Consider the following 14,510-nt stretch of genomic DNA (forward strand, 5'->3'; position numbering starts at 1 on the left):
CAATGCACTGCTTGAGCCACACACCTATTAGACTTATGGTGTAGCCGCTAAAAACAAGAAAGCGCCGTTCCGGCGACCTCTAGACTGAACTTCAAAAACCTCTTTTCAATTTTTCTATACCAAACGGAGTAATCGAATGACGGATACGACCACGGCCCAGCCAAAGGCCCCGCTCGGAGTTGGTTCGATCATCGGCGAAAGCTTTTCGATCCTGTTTAGCAAATTCCTGCAGGTCGTTCTGATCGCGTTTGGCCCTGCCCTAATCGGTTTGGTCCTTTCCGGGATGCTGATTGGTTTCGGCGCGGTCGCAGGCTCTGCCGCACCCGACTTTTCCGGCGCCGGCGGTGGTGTCGCCATCTTTTTGACGATCATCATCCAGTTTATTGTGTATGCGGTCACAACGGCGTTGCTTGTGCAGCTTGCCTATGACGCCAAGCTTGGCCGACCAGTACAGATTGGGAAATACATCGGACCAGCCTTTTCTGCCGTGCTGCCGATTATCATCCTGGGCTTGGCGTCCGGCATTCTGATAATGATAGGCTTGGCCCTTTTCATCGTGCCCGGTCTATGGATCTATGCGGTTTTTTCCGTAATGGCACCAGCCATCGTTATTGAAAGGGCTGGTTTTGGGGCACTGGGTCGTAGCGCTTCTCTCACAAAGGAATACCGCTGGCCTATCGTCGGCGCCATCCTGTTGATCATCTTGATCTCATTCATCATCAATCTGGTAGCCGGTTTGATTATCGGTTTGCTCTCTGCCGTGATCGGCAGCGTGGTAATCGACATCATTCTGTCGGCCGCCCTTTCAACAATCGGTGCCGGACTCGGCAGTATCCTGGTTTCCCTGCTCTACGCCCGCCTGCGTGAAATCAAGGAAGGCGTCAGCGTCGACCAGATCGCCTCCGTCTTCGACTGATCCGGACCGCCGAAGCCGAGCTGGGGCTGACCCCGCTCTGAAAACATGATCCCCGCCTTGATCCTTGACCGAGATTAAGGCGGGGATTTTTTCTTGCGTCATCAAGGGACCTGACCCTAACAAGAACAGTCCCTTGTCTCCCGGAGCAGTTCGCTGAAACTCATCGCCGAAAACCTGACCATAGACCGTGGCGGCCGCCGCGTGTTCCAGGATCTCTCCTTCACGCTGGAAAGCGGCACGGCGCTGGTGGTCACCGGCGCCAACGGCATCGGCAAATCGTCTCTGCTGCGCACCCTTGCCGGCCTGGTGCCCCTCGCCGGTGGCACCTTGCGGATCGAAGGCGGTGAGGATGATCGGCCGGCGGAAGAGCACGCGCATTATTTCGGCCATCAGAATGCGGTCAAGGCCGCCCTCAGCGTCCTGGAGAACCTCGATTTCTGGAAGAGTTTCACCAGCCCGGTTCAGGCGGTCGGGTTTCAAGGCACCTCGGTTCCGCCGGAACAGGCCCTGAAACTGCTGACCATCGGTCACACTGCCCGCCTGCCTGCGGGCTATCTCTCGGCCGGCCAGACGAGGCGATTGGCCCTTGCGCGGCTGCTGGTCACGGCACGGCCGGTCTGGCTGATGGACGAACCGACCTCCGCGCTCGACAAGGCGTCCGAAGCGGGCCTTTTGAAACTCATGAACCAGCATCTGGACGATGGCGGCATGATTGTAACGGCAACCCACACGGAACTGGCGCTTTCCCGAACCCGGGAACTGCATCTTCAGGCGGCTGAACCCGCACTCGATTCTGCCGGGGAAATCCTGGCATGACGTCCTGGAGCTTCGCCCTGTTTCAGCGCGACCTGCGCCTTTCCGTTCGCATCGGCGGCAGCGCACTGGTCGGCGTCCTGTTTTTCCTGGCCGTCGTGACCGTGATCCCGTTTGGCGTCGGCCCGGACCTCAATCTCCTGGCGCGCATCGGCCCCGCCATCCTGTGGATCGGCGCATTGCTGGCGACGCTCCTGGGGCTGGATCGCCTGTTCCAGGCGGACAGGGAAGACGGCACGCTCGACCTGATGCTGATGGCCGGACGGCCGCTGGAATTGCTGGTGCTGGTCAAGTGCCTCGCCCACTGGGTGGCAACCGGTCTGCCGCTGGTCATCGCGGCGCCGCTTCTCGGCATTTTCCTCAATCTCGACCCGGTGGCCATGGGCGCCGTCACACTGACGCTGCTGGTCGGCACGCCTGCCCTCACCCTGATCGGGGCAATCGGCGCCTCCCTGACCGTGTCCCTGCGGCGCGGTGGCCTGCTTCTGGCCGTGTTGGTCGTGCCCCTGGCCATTCCGGTCCTGATTTTCGGCGTTAGTGCGACCGACGCCGCGCTGCATGACCCTGTTCCCTTCCTGACACCATTCCTGATCCTGTGCGCCCTCAGCCTCGTCGCCGCCGTGATTGGCCCGTTGGCGTCTGCAACAGCGCTGCGTTTTTCCGCCGACTGAGGGCCTGCGGAAAACCGTGCGTTCCCTTTCCAGCTAGGGCCTGTCGCCGGTCGCAATGCGGATCGCCAGCAAGGCAAACACGCCTGCCAGAAGGTAGTTCGGCAGCTTGCGCAGCCGTGAGACCCGTCCGAGATGGACGCGAAAATGTCCCCCGAGAAGGACAACCGCTCCATTGACCAGAAGCCCGATCCCGTTCAGCACGGAGGCCAGCACCAGCATCTGGAGCGTGATGCCCCCCGAGCCCGGCGAAATAAACTGCGGAAACAGCGCAACGACGAACAGTGCCATCTTGGGATTGAGCAGGTTTGTGGCGAGGCCGTCGAAAACGATCCGTCGGCCCGAAAGCCGGGTCGGGCATGTCTCCCGGGTGCCTATAAGTGGCGCGGCACGCAGGGACTTGAGGGCCAGATAGAGCAAGTAGAAACACCCCGCCCATCGAACCACCTCGTAAGCCGCCGGGATGGTTGCAAGGAGCTGAGACAGCCCGAACGCCGCCGCAAGGGCATGACAATACGTTCCCAACGCAATTCCAAGATAGGTCTGAAAACCCGCGGATCGCCCCTGGGTGATGCTTCTGGAAGCGATGAGCAGCATGTCCGGGCCCGGCGTGGCCGTAAGCACAAACGAGGCAAGGGCGAACAAGACAAGCGTGGAGAGGTCCGGCATAGTTAAATCCTTGAGATTGGAGCCGGAATCTCCGTTTATCAGTTTCCTCTGCCATTTCAAGCGCAAAGCGCTTCAAGGCCAATTGACCAAAAGCAATGCGCTGCTGTGTCACTCTGGTCCATTGAAGCGGACGCAGCTCTAGATTAGAACGGTTCCATGGCAATCTGGGATTATGCAAATCCGACGCGCTTCTTGAGGCTGGTGCAGGTGGTTCTGCCCTGGCTGATCGGCTTGTGCGTCCTCTCGTTCGCAGCCGGTCTTTACCTCGGCTTTTTCGTGGCGCCGGAAGACTATCAGCAAGGCGACACCGTCCGGATCATGTATATCCACGTGCCGTCGGCCTGGCTGGCCATGATGTGCTACTCGGTCATGGCGATCGCGTCTCTCGGCACCCTGGTCTGGAAACATCCGCTTGCCGACGTTTCAGCAAAATGCGCTGCACCGATCGGCGCCGCCTTCACCTTCATGGCGCTGGTGACCGGCTCGCTCTGGGGCAAACCCATGTGGGGCACCTACTGGGTCTGGGATGCGCGCCTGACCTCCGTGCTGGTGCTGCTGATCATGTATCTGGGCCTGATGACGCTATGGCGCACCATGGACGACCAGATCAAGGCAGGAAAGGCGGCAGCCGTCTTGACCCTTGTCGGTGCGCTGAACCTTCCGATCATCAAGTTTTCGGTCGACTGGTGGAACACGCTGCACCAGCCTGCCAGCGTCGTCCGCATGGACGGCCCGACCATTCATCCGGACATTCTCTGGCCGCTTCTGATCATGGCCATTGCCTTCACGTTGCTGTTTTTCGTGCTGCACCTGATGGCCATGCGAAATGAAATCCTGAGACGGCGGGTGCGCCGGCTGCGCCAGCACGCGGCAAGCGCCGCTCAACCCGGCACGGCAACCGCTGCCGCCCAGCCTGCGGAGTAACCCCATGGATCTTGGACCGCACGCCGGTTTCATCATCGCGTCCTATGGACTGTGCGCCCTGACGATACTTGGTCTGATCGCGTGGGTGCGCATCGACAAGGCCCTGCAGGAAAAGGCCTTGAAAGAACTTGCCGAGCAGGGCGTCAGCCGTCCGCGGGAAGAAGAAAAGGGTGATCTGGCAACATGACCTCCCCCGATGCTGATGCCGGGTCCTCCACGGACGCCGCAGAAACACCGCCGAAACGCGGCTTCCCCGTTCTGGTCCTGCTGCCGCTTATCGTGTTTGCAGCACTGGCCGCCCTCTTCCTGTTCCAGCTGACCCTGGGCGGAGACCCGCAGAAAATTCCGTCTGCGCTGATCAACAAGCCGGCACCGGAGTTTGTTTTGCCTCCGGTGGATGGTCTTGTCGAGAACGGCAGGCAAATGCCCGGCTTTGCCAGCTCGGACCTTGTCGGGAAGATATCGGTCGTGAATGTTTTTGCCTCCTGGTGCGTGCCCTGCCGCCAGGAACACCCGTTGCTGGAGGAGCTGGCCAAGGTCGACGGCATCGAGCTGGTCGGCATCAACTACAAGGACAAGCCGGAAAACGCGCGCCGGTTTCTCGGCAGCCTGGGCAATCCCTACGACCGCATCGGCGCGGACACGATTGGCCGGACGGCGATCGAATGGGGTGTTTACGGCGTTCCGGAAACCTTCATTGTCGATGAGAAAGGCATGATCCGCTACAAGTTCATCGGACCGCTCAGCCCGTCCACCTATCAGGAAACCTTCCTGCCGGAACTGAGGAAAGTGATGGCTGGCGGCTGAGGACCACCGCCGGCTCACTCAATTGCCTGCAATTCTCACAATTCCGCGAAATTGCCGATAAATCGAAAAAGTCACCGGCTCGTGACTCGCGATTGACTGCCCCATTGCATATTTTAAGGGCAATCAAACGAGGGATTGAGCCAAATGGTGGGAATATTGTCCCGGAAAGCGTCGCGCGCTTTCCGAACCGGACTTGTCGTCATCGCCGGAATAGTCGCTGCCGCTACCACGTCGAGTGCTGCGGGCGCGCAGCCTGAAAAGGTCGTCGAGCTGTTTACCAGCCAGGGCTGTTCGTCCTGTCCACCCGCAGACCGGCTTGCCGAACGGCTGGTCGAGCAGGAAAAAGACGTTCTGACCGTGCTCATGCCCGTCGATTACTGGGACTATCTCGGATGGAAGGACACGCTTGCCAGCCCGGTTTTCTCGCAGCGCCAGCGTGCCTATGCCAACCGCCGCGGCGACCGCTCCGTCTACACGCCGCAAATGGTCATCAACGGTGAAGAACATGTCGTCGGCAGCCGGGAAGGCGATGTGCGTGCGGCGCTTGCCCGCACCGATCCGTTCACGGCCAAGGTCAATCTGAAGATCTCCGACATGGTGGTTCAGGCAACAGTGGACGGCGACCTGCCCAAAGGCGCCAAGATGGCAACCGTCTATTTCCTGCGCATCAAGGAAGAGGCGCTGGTCGACATCGGCCGCGGCGAGAATGCGGGCCGCAAGATCCGCTATGTCAACGTGGTCCAGCAAATGCAGCCCATGGGCATGTGGTCCGGCGGTGTGGAAACCTTCCGCATGCCGAAATCGAAGCTGATGCTGAAAGGCGACGCCCGCTGTGCAATCCTGGTCCAGATCGAAGGTCCGGACGGGCCGGGCATGATTGTCGGTGCGGCCGTGATGGATTGGCAAAGCGGCTTTTGAGGCCCCTTCCGGCCAGATTGGGTCCCTCTGGCCGGAAAAGCCTTGACCACTGCAAGGTGTGACCGAAACACAATTCTTCCCGATATTTCTGAGGCCAAGGCCCCGTAACGGCTTGCGGTCCCCGCAAAAACTGCTACCCCTTGCGCGGCTCGGCCAAAAGGCGGTGGGCTGCCCGAACTAGGATAGGGCGGCCGGATTGCCGGGGGCCGATCGCGTTCGCCGCTTTTCGCCGGTTTGGCCGGAAAGCAGATCCTCGGGGGACTGGCATGGACCTGCGCCGCAAGCTGCAAATTGCCTTTTTCAGCATTATCGTCGGCCTTGTGGTGCTGGCCCTCAAGACAGGTGCCTATCTGCTGACAGGGTCCGTGGCGCTCTATTCGGACGCGCTGGAAACCACGGTCAATATTGCCTCCTCGACGGCCGCGCTTGCAGCCGTCTGGTTTGCCGCCAAGCCTGCGGACAGCAATCACCCCTATGGACATGACAAAGTCGAGTATTTTGCCGCTGTTCTGGTGGGCGTGATGATCGTGCTCGCGGCCCTTTCGATCTTCCGGGAGGCCTGGATCGGTTTTGCGCATGGTGAAAGCCCGGTCTATTCCTCTGAAGGCATTGCCATGAACGTGGTCGCCGCCCTGATCAACGCCGGCTGGGCCCGCTATCTGATGATCAGCGGCCGGAAGGCCAGATCGCCTGCTCTTGTCGCCGATGGCAAGCACCTCTTGACGGATGTCGTCAGCTCCGTCGGGGTGCTACTTGGTGTGGTGCTGGTGATGCTGACCGGCTGGAAGGTGCTTGATCCGGCGTTGGCGGTGCTCGTCGGCCTGACCGTTCTCTGGTCCGGCTGGGGGCTGGTCAAGGAATCTGTCGGCGGCCTGATGGATGAAGCCGCCTCCGGCGAGGTCCTTGAAAAGATCCGCATTCTGATTTCCGAACACGGCGAGGGTGCGCTCGAAGCCCATGATCTTCGCACCCGCATCGCCGGCCGGTCGACCTTCGTCGATTTTCACCTCGTGGTTCCGGGCACCATGCCGGTCGAAGAAGCCCACGACATCTGTGACCGGATCGAGGAAGCCATCGCCGAAGACGTGCCCGGCGCGCGCATCACCATCCATGTGGAACCCGAACACAAGGCCAAGCATTCCGGAATTGTCGTGCTCTAGGAAACCCATGTCGAACCGTCAAACAGCAAACCACCAGGCAACAAGCTGATGCCCTCCTGGCAGCGATGGCAGGCCCAGCTTGCGGATCACCTGATCCTGATTTGCGGCGCGCTGTTCATGGTGGTGCCCGTCTGGATGCTGGTGGCGGCAACCACGCACCTTCCCGGAGCGCGCCCCTTTCCCCGGCTAGATCCTGGCACAGGCGCCCTGGAGAACTATTCGGGCTTTCTGACAGGCAGTGCCGGGTTTTCCGGCGACGTGACCGTGCTGGCAATGTTCTGGAACTCGTTTCTCCTCGGCGCCGGCTTTGCAGCGTTGAAGGTGCTGCTTTCGCTGCTGGCCGCCTATGCGCTGATCTATTTTCGTGTGCGCTTTGCCAGCGCGATCTTCGCGGTTCTGCTGTTGACGTTGATGTTGCCGCTGGAATCCCGTTTTCTGCCGACTTACGAGATTGTGGCGCAGCTCGGGCTGGTCAACAGCCGGTCCGGCCTGATCCTGCCGCTGGTGGCCTCGGGCCTCGGCACGCTGTTCTTTCGCCAGTTCCTCCTGACAGTGCCGGACACGCTGCTGGAATCGGCGAGGCTCGATGGTGCCGGCCCGCTCAAATTCCTGAAAGATATCCTGCTGCCGCTCTCCACCCCGACCGCTGCGGCTCTGTTTCTTGTCCTGTTCGTCAATGGCTGGAACCAGTATCTGTGGCCAGTCATCGTGACGACGGAAGAAAGCACCTACACGCTCGTTCGCGGCATGCAGTTTTTCGGCAATTCCAGCCTGCGCGGCCTGATGCTCGCCGTCATCGCCATGCTGCCCCCCGCACTTCTTGTCATCTTGTTTCAAAGACAAGTCGTTAAAGGTCTGTTTGACGGCTCACACTAAACTGCGCTTGCCCCGGAAACGGGCGGCCTCAACCCCTTGGAAAGACAGACAAGCATGGCATTTGAAGCGATCCTGTTTGATTGCGACGGCGTTCTGGTCGATTCGGAAAAAATCTATGTCGATGTGGAACGCGAACATCTGGCACGGATCGGGCTCACCTACGAGCTGGACGAATACATGGACCGTTTCCAGGGCCTCGGCAGCGATGATTTCTGGGCAGCCCTCGATGCGGATTACCGGGTTCTCGGAAAAGGGCCTCTACCGGAGAGTTTCGGGCCGGATCTTGATGCGGCAACACTGGAACGCATCGACCGGGAACTGTCGGAAATCAGCGGCATCAAACAGCTGCTGGAGGCGCATGACGGTCCGCGCGCCGTTGCTTCTTCCTCCCGGCTGCACCGCTTGATCCACAAACTCAAGCATACGGGCCTGTTTGGATATTTCGACCCGCATATCTATTCCGGCGAACAGGTCACGAACGGCAAACCGGCCCCGGACCTGTTCCTCTTCGCCGCAAACAAACTCAGGGTGGACCCGGCAGCGACCCTCGTCATCGAGGACAGCGCCAATGGCGTCAAGGCCGGTCTGGCAGCGGGCATGACCGTCTGGGGTTTTGTCGGTGGCGGCCACAGCCACGACGGCCATGCGGAACAGCTCCACGCCGCTGGCGCCCATCGGGTTGTCGGCAGCCACGGCAGTCTTTCTGAATTGCTCCGCGACCTCACGGCCGCCTGACCACACAAAACGGGCGGCCCTGGAGCCGCCCGTTCGGTTTTCCAAAGTGCTTAGCGCCCCAGATCGTGTTCCGGATTGGCGCTGATCTTGTGGATCGAAAGGTCCGCGCCCTGATGCTCTTCTTCTGCGGACAGGCGCAGGCCCATCACGGCTTTCAGAACACCATAGACCACAAAGCCGGCTCCCAGTGCATAGCCGACACCGATCACCGTACCGATGATCTGAGAGACCGGTGAAACGCTCCCCATGCCACCGAGGGCTTCCAGCCCGAAGAAACCGGCGGCAATCGCCCCCCAGGCACCGCAGACACCGTGCAACGGCCAGACGCCGAGAACATCGTCGATCTTCAACTTGTTCTGGCAGATCTCGAACCCGATCACAAAGATCGCCCCGGCGACACCGCCGACCAGCAGGCTGCCGACCGGGTGCATGACATCGGAGCCCGCGCAGACAGCCACCAGGCCGGCCAGGGCGCCGTTGTGAACAAAGCCGGGGTCATTCCTGCCGACAACGAGAGCCACCAGAATGCCGCCAACCATGGCCATGAGCGAGTTGATGGCCACAAGGCCGGAGACGCTTTCCAGCGAAGCCGCTGTCATGACGTTAAAGCCGAACCAGCCAACACACAGCATCCAGGATCCGAGCGCCAGCCAGGGCAAAGACGATGGCGGAATGCCGATCGGACGGCCATTTCGATCGTAGCGGCCACGACGCGCGCCCAGAAGCAGCACGGCCGCGAGTGCGATCCAGCCGCCAACCGCATGCACCACGACAGAGCCGGCAAAATCATGGAAGCCTGCGCCAAAGGTATTTTCAAGCCAGCCCTGGAACCCGAAATTGCCGTTCCAGATCAGACCTTCGAACAACGGGTAGACAATCCCCACCAGCGCGACTGTTGCCAGGCATTGCGGCCAGAATTTCATCCGCTCTGCAATGCCGCCGGAGATGATGGCCGGAATGGCCGCGGCAAACGTGGTCAGAAAAAAGAACTTAACCAGCGTCAGACCCTGAAGTTCAAAGCCTTCACCGCCGCCGGACAAAGTTGCGGCATTCACCAGGAAGGTGGTTCCATAGGCGATCGCGTAGCCAACGAAGAAATAGGCAACGGTCGACAGGGCGAAATCCACCAGGATCTTCACCAGCGCGTTGACCTGGTTCTTGTGACGAACGGTCCCGACTTCCAGGAAAGCAAAGCCGCCATGCATGGCGAACACGAGAATGGCCCCGACGAGGACAAAAAAGACGTCCCCGCCCACTCCTGTTTCATTCATATCTGACCCCCAGTTGGGCAATCTGCCCTTTGTTTATGCGTTTCGGGAGCCAATGCATTCAAACAGCATGCCAATTGGGCAACTGATCAAGAAAAACGCAGAAAATCGCCGTTTTCTTAGGCGAACTTGTCATGAGGGACCGCAGCTTGACCCAGTCGAACGGTTAGATCTTGTTCAATTGTCTGTTTTTTGTGCAGACCCACAACAGGAGCTGGACTGCTGTGGCGGACACAAAAAAGAGCCCGGGGTTGCCCCCGGGCTTTCCAAGTTTGCGGTCTGAGCCAATAGACCGCCTGGGAGATTTTTGTCCGCGTCTCCGATCAGAGACGCTGGGAACCGGTACCGAATTCCGGGTAGGCTTCGACGCCAACCTCGACCTTGTCGAGACCGAGAGCCTCTTCCTCGTCGGAGACCCGGATGCCCATGGAGGCTTTCAGGACATACCAGACAACCGCGCTGGTGACCGTCGTGAACAGGCCGATGGAGATGATGCCGATCAGCTGCGACACGTAGGAAGCATCGGAGTTGGTCAGCGGCACGATCAGCGTGCCCCAGATACCTGCCAACAGGTGGACCGGGATGGCACCGACGACGTCGTCGATCTTGAACTTGTCGAGCATCGGCACGGCGAAGACCACGATGGCACCACCGACACCGCCGATGAAGACGGAAGCCCAGACGCTCGGCTGCAGCGGTTCGGCCGTGATGGCCACCAGGCCGGCCAGGGCACCGTTCAGGGCCATGGTCACGTCGACCTTCTTGTAGAGAACCTGGGTCAGCAGGACGGCAACCACAACACCGGCAGCTGCGGCAAGGTTTGTGTTGGCAAAGATGCGGGAGATGTCGGAGACGTCACCGATGGAGCCCATGGCAAGCTGCGACGCACCGTTGAAGCCGAACCAGCCGAGCCACAGGATGAAGGTACCCAGCGTCGCCAGCGGCATGGAAGACCCCGGGAACGGATGCACGGAACCGTCTGCACCGTATTTGCCTTTACGCGCACCGAGGATGATTGCACCGGTCAGAGCAGCCCAGCCGCCAACGGAGTGCACCAGCGTGGAACCCGCGAAGTCGGAGAATTCAGCGCCGCCGATACCCGTGACGAATTCGCCGTTGAGCCAGCCGCCGCCCCATTCCCAGGAACCGGTGATCGGATAGAGAATACCCGTGAGAACCACGGTGAAGATCAGGAACGGCCACAGCTTGATACGCTCAGCCAGGGTACCCGACACGATGGACGCGGTGGTCGCACAGAACACCATCTGGAAGAACCAGTCGGAGGCCGTGGAGTAGCCGGTGTCGAGCGCATCGCCACCGACGGCGTCAAAGGAATAAGGACCAAAGGAGCCCATGAAGCCGCCGTCAACGCCAGAATACATGAGGTTGTAACCGGTGATCCAGAACATCAGACCCGCGATCGAATAAAGCGAGATGTTCTTCAGGCACTGCATTGACACGTTTTTGGACCGGACAAGTCCGGCTTCCAGCATGGCGAAGCCAGCTGCCATCCACATCACCAGGAACCCGCCGATCAGGAACAGCAGCGTATTGAAGATGTAAGCAACTTCGGGAGAAACGGCCGGAGCGGCCTCGGCATCCTGCGCGAGCACCGGCAGAGCCGAAAGGCTCAGCAGGGCAAGCGACGTCGCGCCCATAGCGACTAGTTTTTTCATGATACGTTTCCTTACCTAAATCAGAGAGCTTCGGCGTCGGCTTCGCCGGTACGAATGCGCACGACCTGGTCGATCGAGTGGACAAAGATCTTGCCGTCTCCGATCTGGCCGGTCTTGGCGGCACCCGAAATCACTTCGACAACCTTGTCGACGGAGGCAGCGTCCACAGCGACTTCGATCTTCAGCTTCGGCAGGAAGCTGACGGCATATTCGGTGCCGCGGTAGATCTCGGTGTGCCCCTTCTGGCGCCCATAGCCCTTCACTTCCGTCACCGTCAGACCCTGGATGCCGATGCCGGTCAAAGCATCCCGCACTTCGTCGAGCTTGAACGGCTTGATGATGGCCATCACTATTTTCATTGCTCGTTCCATTCCCCTTGCTTGACGCCCCTTCCCGTCGAAGAAGCTGGCCGACCACCCCGGACTGCGCGCCTGCTTGTGCCCCCCTCTGGAAGGAGCGTCTCAGGTCTTTGGCTTGCCCACGCTTGTGGGTCCGGGCCGGTGTCGGCCTCTACTAATCAAAGACCGTGCCAACTTCGAATTTCGGGAGAATGGATGGCGGAAACCCGCGGTTTTGCACCGCAACAAAACAAAAAAGCAAAGAAATGATGAACCGGGACTGACCGGATTTCAGGCAGGTTTTCTGCCTATTTTTTGACCTCCTAATATGTTGCTGGTCAAAAAATAGGCAAAACAGAGTCTCTGGACTTGCACGCACAAAAACGAGGCAGCAAGCCTTTTGACAGGCGCATCGCGCCCTCAGGCGGGATCGGGAATCGGCGCGTCAGGCCGAAAAGCCTCCGCTTTCCATGTAGGCTTCTTCCTCCGGCGTGGACTGCCTGCCGAGGAAACCATTGCGGTGCGGAAAGCGACCGAAGCGGCGGATCACATCCATGTGGATCAGCGCGTAGTGATAAAGCTCCCTGTCGCCAAGCTGGCGGCACAGGTCCACACTGCGCTCCTGATGCGCCATGTTTTCCGAATGTTCGAATGGCAGGTAGAAGAAGCCCCTGACGTCTTTGGGATAGGCCTTGTCAAAGCCCTTTTCGAGCGCCTTTTCAGCAACCTCGACAGCCTTGCCGTCCGCCTTGAACGCATCCGGCGTCCCTCTATAGACATTGCGCGGCATCTGATCGAGCAGCAGAAGCAGCGCCAACGCGCCATCGGCGCTGTCGAGCCAGTGGTCAAGCGCGCCGGAGGCGGCAGCCTCTATGGCCTCCAGAAACGTCTTCTTGCAGTGCGCATCAAACTTGTCGTCCTTCGCGAACCATTTCGAAGCGCCTGCCTGCCACCAGAAATCGAGGACATCCAGGGGAGTGATTGCCGTTCCGTTCATGCGAGCCAATCCAGTTTCATTGCCAGGAGCTTTGACGTCGTGTGTCATTTGCCCGCTGTCAAGGCGCCGCAGGCAAGTGTCTGCCAATTGGCCTGATGTTCCCGGATCTGGGCGTCCAGGAAGCCTTCAGCCTTCAAGTCTTCTATGGCTCCCTGAAACGCCGCGACGAGCTCTTGATCCGTGCCCTTGCTGAACACCGCCCAAAGTGGCTTGGCAAGCGCTTCGACAAACAGCACAGGCTTCAGCTGACTGCCGTCATAGCCCTGCTTGCAGGCGCTCGCCTCTGCCAGAAAACCGGTAAGTGGCAACAGGTCAACCCGGCCAAGAAAAAGCATCTCTATGCCTTGATGGTAGTCGGTGATCGGCACCAATTCCTGGTCAAAACCGAGCCTTGTCAGATGCGCATGGAGATTGCCGCCGTCCTGGACCCCGATTTTCACGTCGAGCCCACGAAGATCGGAGAGCGTTTCGACTTCTACGCCGGGGCTGGAATCCAACCGATAGAGATACTGACCATAAGGTGACACTTCACCGAGCCAATGAAATTTTTGCTCCCGCTCGGGCGTGCGCGACAAAGAAAAGAACATCACGTTCGGAACGGTTTCCGCCATCAGCATCGCCCGTTTCCACGGAAGAAATTCATAACCGGCAATCGTGACCGGAACGGTTTGATTGACCCGTTCCGCCGCAGCAAGAAGAAAGGCCGTTACATAGCCGTCAGGCGTGCCCTCATTGTCCCACTGCAAGGGCGCAAAACTCTGGGTGACAAGAGAGATTTCCTCCGGCTCGGCATTTGCCGACGGATTCAAAAGGCAAAGAAAGATGAGCGCAGCACACGCGACGCTCCAAAAACCTGCTCTCATAATCGCCCCTGTTTGCACCGTGCCTCTCGTTGACGCCATCAGGTCGGGGGCTTTCCAGACCGGCAATGCGCCTGCGAGAAGTCGCATGATCGGCCCAGCTGCACCGACCTGACAACACAACCTAGATTTCAACTCCTAAACTTGTATGAACCACTGTCCATCCGGCTCAATTTGACTATGTTGCGGGTATTACGCCCGTATTTCAATGGAGACTGATTGGTGTCATCGGCAACACAGCTTGATCTGAAAGGCCTGAAATGCCCCTTGCCGGTCCTGAAAACCCGCAAGGCGCTAACCCGTCTGAATGCGGGTGACCGGCTGACGGTGCTGACCACCGATCCGATGGCAGAAATCGACATTCCGCATTTCTGCAATGAAAACGGCCACGAACTTCTGGAGGCTGAGCGTCTGGACGGCGGCCATCGTTTCGTACTCGCCAAAGGCGCCTAGCGAACTCCACTGGCCAGGGAACGGGAAATCAGGCGTAGTTGCCCGCGATCCGATCAATTTCCGCCGCCAGATCCAGGTCCAGCCGGCTCAGTCCGCCGACATCATGGGTCGCGAGCGTGATATCCACGGAGCGATAGACATTGAACCATTCCGGATGATGGTTCATTTTTTCCGCGACCATCGCAACCTGCGTCATGAAGGCAAAAGCCTCTTGAAAATTGCGCAGCTTGAAGGACTTCGAGATGGCCTCGCGCCCATCACACAGATGCCAGGTGGGCAGCGCCGCCAAACCTGCCGCCCGGTCTTCCGGTTTCAGTCGCTCTGCCATCTGATCCTCCTGCCAATCCTACCCCTTCATCTAGCGCAAGCTCTTGCCAGTTCAAAGGCGATGATTGCATCTGCCGCCTGAACGCGTCACGGTGCAACCTGGTT

General features: G+C 59.5%; 18 protein-coding genes. 11 read left to right on the plus strand and 7 right to left on the minus strand.

Features of this window, described 5'->3' with window-relative positions:
* Positions 1 to 136 precede the first annotated feature (136 nt).
* From ACO6TG_RS13640 to ccmB, 3 genes are all read left to right on the plus strand, one after another.
* A complete protein-coding gene (locus ACO6TG_RS13640; protein ID WP_422378670.1) occupies positions 137 to 916 on the plus strand; it encodes a hypothetical protein in 780 nt (259 codons plus the stop codon).
* Positions 917 to 1,117: 201 nt separating this feature from the next.
* Complete coding sequence (gene ccmA / locus ACO6TG_RS13645) at positions 1,118 to 1,732, plus strand: heme ABC exporter ATP-binding protein CcmA (protein ID WP_422378671.1); 615 nt, start codon at positions 1,118 to 1,120, stop codon at positions 1,730 to 1,732.
* The gene (ccmB, locus tag ACO6TG_RS13650) at positions 1,729 to 2,400 is read left to right on the plus strand and encodes a heme exporter protein CcmB (RefSeq protein WP_094072860.1); all 672 of its coding nucleotides are present in this window, start codon (positions 1,729 to 1,731) and stop codon (positions 2,398 to 2,400) included. Before ccmA ends, ccmB begins: the two co-directional genes overlap by 4 nt.
* A gap of 33 nt (positions 2,401 to 2,433) precedes the next feature.
* On the opposite strand, the gene ACO6TG_RS13655 is transcribed toward ccmB, so the two are convergent.
* Positions 2,434 to 3,066 (minus strand): LysE family translocator, encoded by a 633-nt coding sequence (locus ACO6TG_RS13655; protein ID WP_422378672.1) that lies wholly within the window; start codon positions 3,064 to 3,066, stop codon positions 2,434 to 2,436.
* Between the two features lie 156 nt (positions 3,067 to 3,222).
* Between ACO6TG_RS13655 and ACO6TG_RS13660 the strand changes: the two genes are divergently transcribed.
* The 7 genes from ACO6TG_RS13660 to ACO6TG_RS13690 all read left to right on the plus strand — a co-directional run bounded on the left by ACO6TG_RS13660 (position 3,223) and on the right by ACO6TG_RS13690 (position 8,486).
* Complete coding sequence (locus ACO6TG_RS13660) at positions 3,223 to 3,990, plus strand: heme ABC transporter permease (RefSeq protein ID WP_094072862.1); 768 nt, start codon at positions 3,223 to 3,225, stop codon at positions 3,988 to 3,990.
* A 4-nt stretch (positions 3,991 to 3,994) separates the two neighbouring features.
* The gene (gene ccmD / locus ACO6TG_RS13665) at positions 3,995 to 4,177 is read left to right on the plus strand and encodes a heme exporter protein CcmD (protein ID WP_422378673.1); all 183 of its coding nucleotides are present in this window, start codon (positions 3,995 to 3,997) and stop codon (positions 4,175 to 4,177) included.
* Positions 4,174 to 4,797, plus strand: a complete 624-nt coding sequence (locus ACO6TG_RS13670) for a DsbE family thiol:disulfide interchange protein (RefSeq protein WP_422378674.1) — start codon at positions 4,174 to 4,176, stop codon at positions 4,795 to 4,797. Before ccmD ends, ACO6TG_RS13670 begins: the two co-directional genes overlap by 4 nt.
* A gap of 147 nt (positions 4,798 to 4,944) precedes the next feature.
* A complete protein-coding gene (locus tag ACO6TG_RS13675) occupies positions 4,945 to 5,715 on the plus strand; it encodes a DUF1223 domain-containing protein (RefSeq protein ID WP_422378879.1) in 771 nt (256 codons plus the stop codon).
* 350 nt (positions 5,716 to 6,065) lie between these two features.
* A complete protein-coding gene (locus tag ACO6TG_RS13680) occupies positions 6,066 to 6,875 on the plus strand; it encodes a cation diffusion facilitator family transporter (RefSeq protein ID WP_422378880.1) in 810 nt (269 codons plus the stop codon).
* Positions 6,876 to 6,923: 48 nt separating this feature from the next.
* Positions 6,924 to 7,751: a carbohydrate ABC transporter permease gene (locus ACO6TG_RS13685; protein WP_422378675.1), complete on the plus strand. Its 828-nt coding sequence runs from the start codon at positions 6,924 to 6,926 to the stop codon at positions 7,749 to 7,751.
* Positions 7,752 to 7,805: 54 nt separating this feature from the next.
* A complete protein-coding gene (locus ACO6TG_RS13690; protein ID WP_422378676.1) occupies positions 7,806 to 8,486 on the plus strand; it encodes an HAD family hydrolase in 681 nt (226 codons plus the stop codon).
* A 50-nt stretch (positions 8,487 to 8,536) separates the two neighbouring features.
* On the opposite strand, the gene ACO6TG_RS13695 is transcribed toward ACO6TG_RS13690, so the two are convergent.
* From ACO6TG_RS13695 to ACO6TG_RS13715, 5 genes are all read right to left on the minus strand, one after another.
* A complete protein-coding gene (locus ACO6TG_RS13695; protein ID WP_422378677.1) occupies positions 8,537 to 9,757 on the minus strand; it encodes an ammonium transporter in 1,221 nt (406 codons plus the stop codon).
* Between the two features lie 320 nt (positions 9,758 to 10,077).
* Positions 10,078 to 11,430: an ammonium transporter gene (locus ACO6TG_RS13700; RefSeq protein WP_422378678.1), complete on the minus strand. Its 1,353-nt coding sequence runs from the start codon at positions 11,428 to 11,430 to the stop codon at positions 10,078 to 10,080.
* A gap of 20 nt (positions 11,431 to 11,450) precedes the next feature.
* Positions 11,451 to 11,789, minus strand: a complete 339-nt coding sequence (locus tag ACO6TG_RS13705) for a P-II family nitrogen regulator (RefSeq protein WP_198338252.1) — start codon at positions 11,787 to 11,789, stop codon at positions 11,451 to 11,453.
* Between the two features lie 424 nt (positions 11,790 to 12,213).
* A complete protein-coding gene (locus ACO6TG_RS13710) occupies positions 12,214 to 12,765 on the minus strand; it encodes a DUF924 family protein (protein WP_422378679.1) in 552 nt (183 codons plus the stop codon).
* Positions 12,766 to 12,809: 44 nt separating this feature from the next.
* A complete protein-coding gene (locus ACO6TG_RS13715) occupies positions 12,810 to 13,628 on the minus strand; it encodes a substrate-binding periplasmic protein (RefSeq protein WP_422378680.1) in 819 nt (272 codons plus the stop codon).
* A gap of 219 nt (positions 13,629 to 13,847) precedes the next feature.
* Here ACO6TG_RS13715 and ACO6TG_RS13720 point away from each other — a divergent pair, with 219 nt between their 5' ends.
* A complete protein-coding gene (locus ACO6TG_RS13720; protein WP_422378681.1) occupies positions 13,848 to 14,078 on the plus strand; it encodes a sulfurtransferase TusA family protein in 231 nt (76 codons plus the stop codon).
* 28 nt (positions 14,079 to 14,106) lie between these two features.
* On the opposite strand, the gene ACO6TG_RS13725 is transcribed toward ACO6TG_RS13720, so the two are convergent.
* Entirely contained in the window at positions 14,107 to 14,406 is a 300-nt protein-coding gene (locus ACO6TG_RS13725) for a 4a-hydroxytetrahydrobiopterin dehydratase (protein WP_422378682.1), read from the minus strand.
* Positions 14,407 to 14,510 lie beyond the last annotated feature (104 nt).

It is taken from the genome of Roseibium sp. (assembly GCF_965233565.1).
Taxonomy (GTDB): Bacteria; Pseudomonadota; Alphaproteobacteria; order Rhizobiales; family Stappiaceae; genus Roseibium.